Source organism: Bacillus salitolerans, from assembly GCF_042680805.1.
Classification (GTDB): Bacteria; Bacillota; Bacilli; order Bacillales; family SA4; genus Bacillus_CJ; species Bacillus_CJ salitolerans.
The window spans coordinates 523919-536133 of record NZ_JBHUEM010000003.1 but is presented as its reverse complement, the minus strand read 5'-3'; the positions used below and the strand labels follow the sequence as shown (position 1 = coordinate 536133).

At 36.6% G+C, this 12215-nt stretch carries 13 protein-coding genes; 1 reads left to right on the top strand and 12 read right to left on the bottom strand.

Translation table 11 applies throughout. The annotated features are described in order from the left end of the window. Positions 1-36: 36 nt before the first annotated feature. From sdaAB to ACFSCX_RS04270, 3 genes are all read right to left on the bottom strand, one after another. A complete protein-coding gene (gene sdaAB / locus ACFSCX_RS04280; RefSeq protein WP_377926877.1) occupies positions 37-699 on the bottom strand; it encodes an L-serine ammonia-lyase, iron-sulfur-dependent subunit beta in 663 nt (220 codons plus the stop codon). 74 nt (positions 700-773) lie between these two features. Next, positions 774-2468, bottom strand: a complete 1695-nt coding sequence (locus tag ACFSCX_RS04275) for a DAK2 domain-containing protein (protein WP_377926876.1) — start codon at positions 2466-2468, stop codon at positions 774-776. A gap of 16 nt (positions 2469-2484) precedes the next feature. Then, entirely contained in the window at positions 2485-2847 is a 363-nt protein-coding gene (locus ACFSCX_RS04270; protein WP_377926875.1) for an Asp23/Gls24 family envelope stress response protein, read from the bottom strand. A gap of 313 nt (positions 2848-3160) precedes the next feature. Between ACFSCX_RS04270 and rpmB the strand changes: the two genes are divergently transcribed. After that, a complete protein-coding gene (gene rpmB, locus ACFSCX_RS04265; RefSeq protein WP_377926874.1) occupies positions 3161-3349 on the top strand; it encodes a 50S ribosomal protein L28 in 189 nt (62 codons plus the stop codon). Between the two features lie 77 nt (positions 3350-3426). Here rpmB and spoVM read toward each other — a convergent pair whose 3' ends face one another. The 9 genes from spoVM to fmt form a co-directional block, all read right to left on the bottom strand. Further along, the gene (gene spoVM / locus ACFSCX_RS04260) at positions 3427-3507 is read right to left on the bottom strand and encodes a stage V sporulation protein SpoVM (RefSeq protein ID WP_101565213.1); all 81 of its coding nucleotides are present in this window, start codon (positions 3505-3507) and stop codon (positions 3427-3429) included. 102 nt (positions 3508-3609) lie between these two features. Next, positions 3610-4251: a thiamine diphosphokinase gene (locus ACFSCX_RS04255; protein ID WP_377926873.1), complete on the bottom strand. Its 642-nt coding sequence runs from the start codon at positions 4249-4251 to the stop codon at positions 3610-3612. A 278-nt stretch (positions 4252-4529) separates the two neighbouring features. Then, the gene (rpe, locus tag ACFSCX_RS04250) at positions 4530-5171 is read right to left on the bottom strand and encodes a ribulose-phosphate 3-epimerase (protein WP_377927073.1); all 642 of its coding nucleotides are present in this window, start codon (positions 5169-5171) and stop codon (positions 4530-4532) included. A 2-nt stretch (positions 5172-5173) separates the two neighbouring features. Next, a complete protein-coding gene (gene rsgA, locus ACFSCX_RS04245) occupies positions 5174-6058 on the bottom strand; it encodes a ribosome small subunit-dependent GTPase A (RefSeq protein ID WP_377926872.1) in 885 nt (294 codons plus the stop codon). Between the two features lie 18 nt (positions 6059-6076). Continuing rightward, positions 6077-8014 (bottom strand): Stk1 family PASTA domain-containing Ser/Thr kinase, encoded by a 1938-nt coding sequence (pknB, locus tag ACFSCX_RS04240; protein ID WP_377926871.1) that lies wholly within the window; start codon positions 8012-8014, stop codon positions 6077-6079. Then, positions 8004-8771 carry a Stp1/IreP family PP2C-type Ser/Thr phosphatase gene (locus tag ACFSCX_RS04235; protein ID WP_377926870.1) on the bottom strand — a complete coding sequence of 256 codons (768 nt, stop codon included), beginning with the start codon at positions 8769-8771 and terminating at the stop codon, positions 8004-8006. Before ACFSCX_RS04235 ends, pknB begins: the two co-directional genes overlap by 11 nt. Before the next feature lie 3 nt (positions 8772-8774). Next, positions 8775-9869, bottom strand: coding sequence for a dual-specificity RNA methyltransferase RlmN (gene rlmN / locus ACFSCX_RS04230; protein WP_377926869.1), 1095 nt, complete (start codon positions 9867-9869; stop codon positions 8775-8777). 2 nt (positions 9870-9871) lie between these two features. Beyond that, positions 9872-11227 carry a 16S rRNA (cytosine(967)-C(5))-methyltransferase RsmB gene (gene rsmB / locus ACFSCX_RS04225; protein WP_377926868.1) on the bottom strand — a complete coding sequence of 452 codons (1356 nt, stop codon included), beginning with the start codon at positions 11225-11227 and terminating at the stop codon, positions 9872-9874. Then, positions 11211-12176, bottom strand: coding sequence for a methionyl-tRNA formyltransferase (gene fmt, locus ACFSCX_RS04220; protein WP_377926867.1), 966 nt, complete (start codon positions 12174-12176; stop codon positions 11211-11213). Before fmt ends, rsmB begins: the two co-directional genes overlap by 17 nt. Positions 12177-12215 lie beyond the last annotated feature (39 nt).

Below are 12215 nucleotides of genomic sequence, written 5' to 3'. Positions count from 1 at the left end.
GGATATTTTGTAAGCGTTAACAAACATCATCTACATTTAATCCACAATCTTTGTAACTTGTAATATATTTGGAAGAGTCATTAGCTCTTCAATTACCTTTTGATCAATTGGCTGATCCACTTCAATCGTCATAAGGGCAAGTTGTCCCTTTTCTTTTCTCGAGACTTCCATATGTCCAATATTGATTTCGTGTTTTGCAAGCACATTAGAAACCGATGCTATTGCTCCATACCTATCATTATGGATCACTAGGATAGCCGGGTTTGAACCTGATAATTTTAATTCAAATCCATTTAACTCTGTAATTTCTATTTTTCCACCGCCAATTGAGATACCGACAAGTTCAATCTCCCCTTGGTCATCACCAATTTTGACTCTCGCTGTATTGGGATGATCTGTTATGGCTTCTTCTTCTTGAAATGTGATTGTGATCCCTTTTTCTTCTGCAATTTTAATTGCAGAAATAATTCGTTCATCAAACGTGTCAAAATCAAGAACACCACCAATAATTGCCACATCGGTTCCGTGACCTTTATATGTTTTGGCAAAGGAACCGTAAAATGATACATTAATCCACTTTGGTTCTCTTCCAAATAAATTTCGAGCAACTCTCCCAATTCTAGCAGCACCTGCAGTATGAGAACTAGAAGGTCCGATCATAATCGGTCCAATAATATCAAAAACACTTCTATATTTCATATAGAATCTCCCCTCCTCCAGATTACATACAAACACAAACGAATAGAAGGGATTACCCCTTCTATATGTCATTTCTATTCTATTGAAAAAATGTACGAATATAATGGCTGATGCCCTTTATGAACTTCTACTTCGATATCCTCAAATGTTTCTTCAAGGAATGAGGTTAGTTGTTCGACTTCATCATCAGCTGCATCTTCCCCTTGGAGGATTGTAATAATTTCATCCTCTTCACTTATCATATCAGATAATAGCTTTTTTGCTACATCAAGTTGATTTTTTGATGTTGTAATAATTTTTCCATTTGCAATACCCATGAAGTCATCTTTTTCGATTGTAACACCATCAATAGTCGTGTCTCGCACCGCAAATGTTATTTGACCAGTTTTTACATTTCCTAACGATTCCTTCATAGCTTCTATATTGTCTTCCATGGAAAGAGATGGATTGAAGGCTAGTAAAGCAGACATTCCTTGAGGAACCGTCTTTGAAGGTATAACTGCAACATGTTCTCCAACAACTGATGCAGCCTGCTCGGCAGCCATGACAATGTTTCCATTGTTTGGTAAAATGAACACTTGTTCAGCATGAACCTCTTCAATCGCTTTTACAATATCTTCAGTACTTGGATTCATAGTCTGGCCCCCTTCAATAACAGTGCCAGCCCCTAAGCTCTTAAATAAATCTGCAATTCCAGTCCCCATAGCAACTGTTACAATACCATATGGTGATTTTGCTTTCACTACGCTAGGTTGTTCAGTAGTAGAAACAGGAGCTTGATAGTGATTTTCTTCATATAACAAATTACTATGTTGCTGTCTCATATTCTCAATTTTCAAATTAATTAGACTTCCATATTTTTGACCGTAAGTAAGAACTTCACCTGGGTATTCAGCGTGTATATGTACTTTTACGAGCTCATCATCAGCAACAACTAACAAGGAGTCACCGTGCTTACTTAAATCGTTTCTAAAAGATTCTTCAGAAAAAGGATTATTTTTTATCTTATCTTGTTCAAATTTGACCATAAATTCAGTACAGTATCCAAATTCTATATCCTCTGTATTCATATGGCTTTGAACGCTCTTATGATGTTCTGCATTTACTAACTCATTCATGGAAGGCTGGGTAATAGATGAGGTAGGAAGGCGTTCACCTTTTAATTCAGCTACAAATCCCTCATAAACAATAACGAGTCCTTGTCCACCACTATCAACTACTCCTACTTCTTTCAAAACAGGTAAAAGATCTGGAGTACGCTTTAATGACGCTCTTGCCTCTTTAAGTACCTCTTCCATAAGGGCAACGATGTCAGTTTCTTTCTTTGCAACAGCTACCGCTTTTCTAGCAGAGTCCTTTGCAACTGTAAGAATAGTTCCTTCAACCGGTTTCATAACAGCTTTATAGGCTGTTTCAACTCCTGCTTCTAAAGCATGCGCAAATTCTACACTGTTGATTGTCTCTTTATTCTCAATTGCCTTAGAAAAACCTCTGAATAGTTGAGATAAAATAACTCCAGAATTGCCTCTCGCTCCCATCAGAAGACCTTTCGATAAGCTTATTCCTACTTTCCCTATATGCGGACTTACATTATTTCTTACTTCTTTTGCACCAGAACTAATAGATAAGTTCATATTGGTCCCAGTATCACCATCAGGAACTGGAAAAACATTTAAAGCATCTACCATGGTAACGTTATTTGCTAAATTTTCAGCACCTTGAATCACCATTTGTGCAAAACGTTTCCCATCCAACTTTGTAATTGTCACTAAAACTTCCTCCTCACTATACGTTCGTCACACGAACTCCTTGCACATAGATGTTGACGGCTTCCACAGCTAGTCCTAACGTTTGGTCTAGCGTGTATTTCACCTTAGTTTGAACGTTATGAGCAATCTCTGAGATTTTTGTACCATAACTCACAATTATATACATATCGATTGAGATTTCATCATTTTCTTGTCGAACAACTACACCTTTTGTAAAGTTTTCTTTTTTTAGAATCTCAGTTAACCCATCTTTTAGTTGTTTCTTTGATGCCATTCCTACAATTCCATAACAGTCTACAGCTGCGCCTCCAGCAATGCACGCAATTACATCATTTGAAATATCAATATTTCCATACTGTGTTTTCATTTCGATGGACATTTTGTTTCCCCCTTTGAATTTTCGAACTAGAGTCCAGACATAGGAGATCAATATGTTTGGCTACATAATGGCTACCGTCATTTTACTATATTTATCATTGATTTAAAAGCAAAAACGGCGATATACAAAGATTCCGCTACTATTATTATACAGCAATTAAAAAAATACTATGTCAAGGTTTTTTTCTTGATTCCATTATTGCATTATTGTTATGGTTATGATAAAGTAAAAAAGTATTTTTACCTTAAACATGTAAATAAATCAGCACATGAAAGAAAGTGCTATTTGGATAAGTAGTAAGGAGGGAAAATAAATGGCTCGTAAATGTGTAATCACTGGTAAAAAGGCTTCTTTCGGAAATTCCCGTTCACACGCGATGAACGCAAATAGACGCTCATGGGGAGCAAACCTTCAAAAGGTTCGTATCCTAGTTAACGGTAAACCAAAGCGTGTTTATGTTTCAGCAAGAGCACTTAAGTCTGGTAAAGTAGAACGCGTATAATGAATGTATAAAAGACGATGATAGGATTCATCGTCTTTTTTATCCCATTGAAAAAAGCACCTACTGGGTGCTTTTTTCTAATCCTTTTTAAAGGAGCCTAGCATGGCGCGGATAATACCTCCTAAGAATTTCGGTAATTTAATCGTATAAAATTTCATAATGTCCCTCCTCAAACAGATTACACTTATTAAAGTATGAACATAGACAATTTCACTATAAGTATATTCGTAAAAATCAAAAAAGTACCTACATACTCCAAATTAATCTTTACTCTTTACCATTATGACTATGCCATCTGTAAAGGAAAAAGTACCACTTTCTTCAAGAATTTCATTGCTTACACATAACGTTGTCCCCCAAGATATCTCATGGTTCGTAAGTGGATACTTAAAGCCTTTTAACGTAATACCCTTCACTTCATTTGTAAAGGGTAAAAACGAAATATATTTATAGCAATTGGTCCTGTTAAAAGAATATGTTCCTGGAGATAACATGGTTAGCCTATTTTTATGGTCTATGACTTCAATAAATATTTTTTCTTTTATACCTTTATAAAGCAATTGAAAGTTCATAAGTTCGTGATCTAATCTTCCTCCAGTCGCACCGAATATACGAATAATAGAAGGATTCTGGCTTAGTGACCAAGATAAGGCGAGTTCGTTGTCCGTTTCGTCCTTTTCCGCCGGTGATATATCTATATACTTACATTGTTGTTGCATCCAAGCTAACTCTTCTTTTGAAACAGAATCAAAATCTCCCAATCCTACGGTTGGCTTAATTCCATTCTTTAATATGTATAACAACCCGCGATCTACACCAACCCACCTTACATCTTCCAAGTTATATTGACTTAAGTCTGGGATGTTTTCGATAGGTCCACCGGCAACAATATGAATAATCATTCATTTTCTCCTCTCAACTGATAAAGTTACTTCTCTAATAACTAAAGGCTCAAGGCGACCTGGTAGCCATAGGCAGAGAAATGTTCTGCAATAAAGAAAAGGGCAACCTTTCTCTTTTTTATTACAAGTTATTTGACCTCAGGCGAACTTGGCACTGGAGCCGGATTACTACGCACATCATCAGCTATCCTCAAATGATGAGCTTTTATAGTTACCTAAACAATAACAAAAATAGACTGCTATCAAAACAGTCTATTTCTTCAAAAATATATTGAAGATTATCTTAAAGCTGAAATAGCCTTTCGACGATCAACTTCATTAAATATAGCTGAACCAGCGACTAAAACATTTGCTCCTGCTTCTATACATAGTCTAGCTGTTTCGCGATTTACTCCGCCGTCAACTTCCAGTTCTACAGCTAGATTCTCTTCCTTTATCCACTCTGCTATTTGTTTAATTTTTGGGATGGTTGAAGAGATAAAAGATTGGCCACCAAAACCTGGGTTCACAGTCATCACTAACAGTAAATCAATATCACATAAAATTGGCTTTACCATTTCTGCAGGCGTAGCTGGATTGATTACTACACCCGCTTTTTTTCCTTGTGCTTTAATTAGTTGAATCGTTCGGTGAAGATGCTGGCACGCTTCTAAATGAACGGAAATAATATCAGCACCTGCAAACGCAAATTCTTGAATATAATTATCAGGATTTTCTATCATTAAATGTACATCTAACGGAAGAGACGTAACAGGCCTAATAGCCTTTACAATTAATGGTCCGATTGTAAGATTAGGAACAAAATGTCCATCCATAACATCTACATGTATATAGTCTGCACCTGCTAGTTCTACATCTTTTATTTCTTCCCCTAATTTGGCAAAATCAGCTGACAATATCGATGGTGCTATTTTATGCATCATTAATACCTCGGCTTCCTATCTTTTATTTCTTGAATGAAACTCATGTAATGATGATAGCGGTACTCTTTTATTTCTTTATTTTCTAATGCCGTTTTCACCGCACATTTAGGCTCAGAAAGGTGCATGCAGCCTCTGAACTTACAGTGTACTTGGAGTCTCTTCATTTCTGGAAAACAAGATGATAATTCTGTCATGTCATCAATGTCATTGAATTCAAGAGAGCTAAATCCAGGCGTATCAGCAACTAATCCTTCTCCTATATCGATGAGTTCTACATGCCTCGTAGTATGTTTACCACGACCTAAATGGGCAGAGATTTCATCTGTTTTTATTTCAAGATCAGGGCGGAGTATTTGTAGGATAGAAGATTTCCCAACACCCGATTGACCTGCGAAAACTGACACGCGATCTTTAAAGTAAGGCAACAACAACTCAACTGTTTTTTCATCATCCATTGATGTTAATATCACATCATAACCTATATCTTTATAATCATTTGCAAAGGCTTCAATCGTAGCATAATCTTCTTTTGCAACAAGATCAATTTTACTTATACAGATGATGGGTAATATATGCTTCGACTCAATTAAAACTAAGAAGCGGTCTAATAATCCTGGATTAAAATCCGGCTGCAAGGCAGAAAATACAAGTATAGCTTGATCAACATTCGCGATTGGTGGACGAATCAAGTCATTTTTCCGATCCAATACTTCCATTATATATCCTTCTTGTTTATTCTCAGCTTGAAAGATAACATTGTCCCCAACTAACGGTGTCACTTTGTTTTTTCTAAAGACACCTCTGCCACGACACTGCGTTATACCATCTTCTGAAGCTACATAATAAAAGCCGCTTAATGCTTTAATAATTTTGCCCTCTGGCATATCCTCACTCCTTGATCATTAATCCTGATCATACATGACCGTCTCTTCTAGTATAACGGTACCATCTCTAACAACCTTATATGACGCACTCTTTTTGTAAGGAATATTCAACTGTATAGAAAACAACTTATCCTCGACAATAGCTTCAATGACAACAGGCTCACCTGTCATTTCATGATCTAAGTCTTCGATATATATTTGAACAGATTGAGGCATTCCCTCTTCGGACGGTTCATATTTAACAAGGATATCCTTGTTAACGGTTTTTGGTTTTTCCTCTGGACCTAATGACACTACAACTGATATTTCATCTCCTGCTTTTAACTCGGTATGCGGTGCAGGTTTCTGCGATATTATAGTCCCTTTTTCGTATTCATCTGAATGTTGTTCGTCTACATTTAATAATTTTAGCTTTTTTTCTAATACGTAATTATTTACAAGACTCATCGTATAGCCTCTAAGATCGGTAAAAGTAAATGGCTGCGGACCTTTACTAATCCAAAATGTGATTTCAGTATCCTCTAAAACAAACGAACCAGATTTTGGTGATTGCTCTAGTATTTCTCCAGCGGGTTTATCTGAGGAAGGTATGTAATTGTCCGTTACTACTCCAAATTTATTAGAGATTTTCATCTTTACGTCTTCAAAGTTTTGTCCGATATAGTTCTCTACTTCTTCCTTTTCTTTACCCTTACTTTTATAAATGGTAATCAAGTTACCTTCTTTCACAACTTCTCCAGCACTAGGATCTGTACGAATGACATAGCCTTCAGCAATATTTTGATCAAAGATTTCAATTGTATCCCCGATTTTGAAATCTAAAGAACTTAGCTCCTTAAAAGCTGTTTCATATTCCTTGTTTGACACATCTGGTACTATTACATCTTTTGGAAGAAAGAGAGAAGGAATGATAGTAAGTGATGCAACCCCTGCAAGAGCTAGCATAAAAAATATGGAGATAATCCACAGAGCTATTTTTTTACCTTTTTTATTTTTCTTAGCAGGGTCTTTTTTATATTCACTGTGTACGATTGTATTTTCCGACTCTTCTATTTTCTTATCATACGTAATAATAGGAATTGCTTTAGTTACTTCACCATCCAATTGCGGAACTTTAAACGGACGCTCATTTAGACGATCAGGATTTAAAGACGTTCTAATGTCTTCTTCCATCGCTTCGACTGTATCATAACGGTGAAATGGATCCTTAGCAGTTGCTTTTAGTATGATATTCTCTAAACTTTGTGGTATTGAGGGATTCCATCTCTTTGGTGACGGTGTATCACTTTGCAAGTGTTTAAGAGCGATCGAGACAGCAGACTCTCCAAAAAAGGGAAGTCTCCCTGTAATCAGTTCAAATAACACAATTCCTAAGGAGTATATATCTGATTTCTTTGTAGCCATTCCACCACGTGCCTGCTCTGGTGATAAATAATGTACGGAACCAAGAAAAGAATTGGTTTGTGTTATCGTGGTTGAGCTTAGAGCTACGGCAATTCCAAAGTCGGTTACTTTTACAATCCCATTTTCATCGATTAATATATTGTGAGGTTTAATGTCACGGTGAACAATATGATTCTCATGGGCATGTTCTAATGCCGATGTTAATTGAATCATAATGTTAACGGCTTCTTCGTTCGATAATGGTCCATATTTTTGAATATATTGCTTTAACGTTGTCCCATCAATATATTCCATCACAATATAGTAGATTTGATCCTCTTCACCTACATCATAAATACTTACAACATTCGGATGATTAAGACTGGTTGCTGCTTGAGCCTCTCTATGAAATCGTCTAATAAACTCTTCATCGTCTGAAAAATCTGGCCGAAGTACTTTTACAGCAACATTACGCTCTAGTATCATATCTCTTGCTAAATATACATTTGCCATACCTCCGCCACCAATGGTGTCCATTATTTTGTAGCGACCGTTTAATCGTTTACCTATCATCGTGGTCACCACTTTCAGCAAAGGATCTATCAAAATCAACTAATACGATAGTTATATTGTCTTCCCCACCATATTCATTTGCTTTCATTACTAAATTTGTTCCTATTTCTTCAAGAGTCCCATCATTCTCTATATGAGATAGCAGTTCTCCTGATGTCACTTTATTTGATAGGCCATCTGAACATAAAAGAAGATATTGTACATCATCAGTCGTTATTGTTTTTATATCAACCTGGACATTTCTTTCCGTCCCTAGTACACGCAATAAAACATTTTTTCTCGGATGATATTCTGCATCTTCCTTTGAAATTTGCCCATGTCGAACAAGTTCGTTTACTAGGGAGTGATCCTCGGTTACTTGTGTTAAACTATTTTCTTTGACAATGTAACATCTACTATCACCTACATGGGCAATTGTAATAAATTCATCATGACAAATGGCAAGCACTAAGGTTGTCCCCATTCCTTCGCATTCATCATGCTGTATTGAATGATGATATAAAGATTCATTCACAAGATTAACGTGCTCCTGAATCCATTTTTCTGCGGTTTCTGGTGTGGTAATGGACTCTGCTTCACACCAAAATTGTTTAAAAGCTTCCACTGTCATTGTGCTAGCAACATCTCCAGCACGGTGTCCTCCCATTCCGTCAGCGACTATAGTCAAGGTTTGACCATCTAGATTTTGAAACACTCCACCATTATCTTCATTATTTTGCCGAACTTTTCCCCTATCAGTAAGAAAAAACGTATTCATCTTTCATCTCGTCTCCTCTTTACGCTCCTTCGCTCTTAATTGTCCGCAGGCAGCGTCAATATCATGGCCATGTTCTCTTCTTATTGTTACGTTTATGCCATGTTTTTTTAATGTCCGCTCAAATTCAAAGATTTGCTCTTTAGGTGTACGAACATAATTTCGCTCTGGTACATAGTTTACTGGAATCAAATTGACATGACATTTTAAACCCTTAATCAACTTTGCAAGCTCTTCTGCATGTTCAACCGTATCATTCTCACCGCCAAACAATCCATATTCAAAACTAACTCTTCTCCCCGTCTTATCAATATAATATCGGATGGCTTTCATTAATTCATCCAACTTATAGGCTCTATTTATCGGCATTAGCTTGCTTCTTAGCTCTGTGTTAGGTGCATGAAGGGAAAGAGCAAAATTAATTTGTAATTGCTCATCTGCAAATGCATATATTTTTGGAATGATTCCGCTTGTTGAAACTGTGATATGTCTTGCACCAATATTTAAGGCTTTATCATGATTGATGATTTTTAAGAACGATAACATATTATCGTAATTATCGAACGGTTCTCCTATCCCCATGATAACAACATGACTTACCCGTTCATTACTTTCATCTAAAGCCTTCTGTACATTTACGACTTGAGCAACGATTTCTCCTGCTTCAAGGTTCCGTTTTAGTCCACCTAGAGTGGACGCACAAAATGTGCAGCCAATTCGGCAGCCGACTTGAGTAGTCACACAGACGGAATTACCGTATTCGTGTCTCATCAGAACTGTTTCAATTGAATATCCATCATGAAGCTCGAAAAGAAACTTAATCGTTCCATCCTTTGATTCTTGTTTGATAAGGGTTTTCAACGTTGTAATCGAAAATTGCTCCGTTAATTTTTCTTGTAAAGCCTTTGGTATGTTTGTCATTTCCTCAAAGGCTGAAACCCTTTTTTCATAAAGCCAGCTAAAAATTTGTGTACTCCTAAATTTTGGCTCACCGTTTTCTTTTAGCCAAGACTCAAGTTCTTCAAGTCTTAAAGAGTAAATTGAGATTTTATTATTTTCAAGATCGTGCTGACCACTCGTTGATGTTTGTTCTCTTACCACTATTACACCCGCTTTCTAAAACATGATATAAAAAATCCGTCCGTATTAAAGTGATGTGGGAGGATTTGTACTTGTCCGTCTTTGCATATAGATTTCAAACGAATCTTTTCAGGAAGCCTGTTCATTAATTCTGTATCTAACTCAAAGTCTATAAATTTCTCAAGGAATTTAGTAACTACCCCATCATTTTCCTCTTTATCCATTGTACATGTACTATATACAAGCGTTCCACCTTTTTTCAGTAAAGGAGCAACAGAACTAAGTATCGTTAACTGGATATTTGCTAAATGGTCAATATCTTCTTCCCTTTTTTGATACTTTATATCTGGTTTTCTCCGAATAACCCCGAGCCCAGAACAAGGAGCATCAACTAAAATTCGATCGAAGTGTCCATTTTGAAACCTTTCAGATAATTTTCGGCTATCCATTACAAGGGTCTCTACATTTGACAATTTTAAACGTGAAACTTGTTCTTCAATCAATTTGACTTTATGGGCATGTAGATCCACTGAAACTACTACACCAGTATCACTTAAAATCTCGGCCATATGGGTTGTTTTACCACCTGGAGCCCCGCAGCAATCAAGAATTTTGTCATTCTCTTGAATCCCTAAGGCACGCGCCACTAACATCGAACTTTCATCTTGAACCGTTAATAAGCCCTCTTTAAAAGCGAGTGTGTTTGCAACATTACCTTTTTCTAGTTTGATGGCGTCAATTGAAAGATCTCCCTCTGTTGCATGAATTCCTTCTTCCTCTAATTTGTTTAACAAATTATGAATCGTAATCTGAGTTTGATTTACCCTTGCAGAGGCATTTGGAGGAGAGAGAGAAGCTTCACACATTTGTCTTGTCTCTTCCATACCAAACTGATTCACCCACCTATTAACCATCCATTCAGGAAAGCTAGTTTCAAGTGATAATCTTTTGATTGGGTTATTTATCTTTTCAAGTGATTGCTTGCCCTCTCTCTGTATCGATCGCAATACACCATTGACCATTGAAGCAATACCCTTATGACCTCTTTTTTTCGCAATCTCAACCGCTTCAAATATAGCAGCACGATCCGGTACACGAGTTAAGTAATACATCTGATAAACCGTCATTCTTAATAAAACGATGACCCAATCTTCTATTTTTTTTGGATTCTTTAAAAAAGGAGTTATGTAATAATCAAGAGTGATTTTCCTCTGAATAGATCCATACACAATTTCAGTTAATAATGGTACATCCTTTATAGGTACATGATTATGTTTAATTGCCTGGTTGATAAGGAGATTACTGTATGATTGATTTTTCTCTATTTGCATGAGTATATCAACAATAACTTCCCTTACATTTTTAGTTGTTGTCTTCATGTTCATCTCCTAATATATCTCCTAATTGAAGAGACGATCCAGCTCCGCGCAAAAATTGTTCACCACTCATTTTGGTTTTTCCAGCAGGCTGGAGCTCCGTTATTTTTATCGCGGTCATATTACCTGTGGCAACCACAAATCCATCCTCATCCATTCTAATTACCTCTCCAGGAGTTGATAATTGATTACTTGTTACTTTCATACCCCACCATACCTTCATCACTTGGCCTTTTAATGAAGTATAAGCGACCGGCCAAGGATGGAGACCTCGAATATGATTATAAATAACTTCACCTGTATTGGACCAATTAATTCGTTCCTGTTCTCTTTTGATATTATAGGCAAACGTAGCCTCTTTTTCATTTTGCTTAATAGGGGTTAGTTCACCATTTACGAGAGAAGGAATCGTACTGGATAATAATTCAGCTCCGCATGCACTTAATTTATCATGCAGTGACCCAACATGATCCTCTTCAAGTATTGGAATTTCAGCCTGCGTTAAAATATCTCCAGCATCCAGCTTCTCTACCATATACATAATGGTTACACCAGTTTTATCTTTTCCTAGAAGAATGGAATAATGTATTGGTGCACCGCCTCTAAGTTCAGGCAGTAAGGAAGCATGTACATTAATGCATCCAAACCGAGGACTTTCTAGAAGTTCCTTCGGTAGAATTTGTCCAAAGGCAGCCGTTACAATTAAATCTGCACCCATTTCGATGATTTTTTCATATTCCTCTTTTACACGAATCTTCTCTGGCTGAAATACTGGAATACCTTGTCGTATAGCTTCTTCTTTAACAGGTGGCGGTGCTAAGACCTTTTTCCTTCCTTTAGGACGATCTGGCTGAGTGACAACACCTATTACATCATATCCATCGTTGATTAGTCGCTTTAATACTGGAACAGAGAAATCTGGAGTACCCATAAATACAATTTTTATATTCATTCATTTCGCTCCTTTCAATTATTTCAAGATTATGTATGT

Excerpts from the sequence above, each read along its gene's own strand:
- spoVM (WP_101565213.1), bottom strand. The coding sequence starts at position 3,507 with ATGAAATTTTATACGATTAAATTACCGAAATTCTTAGGAGGTATTATC.
- ACFSCX_RS04270 (WP_377926875.1), bottom strand. The coding sequence starts at position 2,847 with ATGTCCATCGAAATGAAAACACAGTATGGAAATATTGATATTTCAAAT.
- rpmB (WP_377926874.1), top strand. The coding sequence starts at position 3,161 with ATGGCTCGTAAATGTGTAATCACTGGTAAAAAGGCTTCTTTCGGAAAT.
- fmt (WP_377926867.1), bottom strand. The coding sequence starts at position 12,176 with ATGAATATAAAAATTGTATTTATGGGTACTCCAGATTTCTCTGTTCCA.
- rsmB (WP_377926868.1), bottom strand. The coding sequence starts at position 11,227 with ATGAAGACAACAACTAAAAATGTAAGGGAAGTTATTGTTGATATACTC.
- sdaAB (WP_377926877.1), bottom strand. The coding sequence starts at position 699 with ATGAAATATAGAAGTGTTTTTGATATTATTGGACCGATTATGATCGGA.
- pknB (WP_377926871.1), bottom strand. The coding sequence starts at position 8,014 with ATGATAGGTAAACGATTAAACGGTCGCTACAAAATAATGGACACCATT.
- rpe (WP_377927073.1), bottom strand. The coding sequence starts at position 5,171 with ATGCATAAAATAGCACCATCGATATTGTCAGCTGATTTTGCCAAATTA.
- rsgA (WP_377926872.1), bottom strand. The coding sequence starts at position 6,058 with ATGCCAGAGGGCAAAATTATTAAAGCATTAAGCGGCTTTTATTATGTA.
- ACFSCX_RS04255 (WP_377926873.1), bottom strand. The coding sequence starts at position 4,251 with ATGATTATTCATATTGTTGCCGGTGGACCTATCGAAAACATCCCAGAC.
- ACFSCX_RS04235 (WP_377926870.1), bottom strand. The coding sequence starts at position 8,771 with ATGAATACGTTTTTTCTTACTGATAGGGGAAAAGTTCGGCAAAATAAT.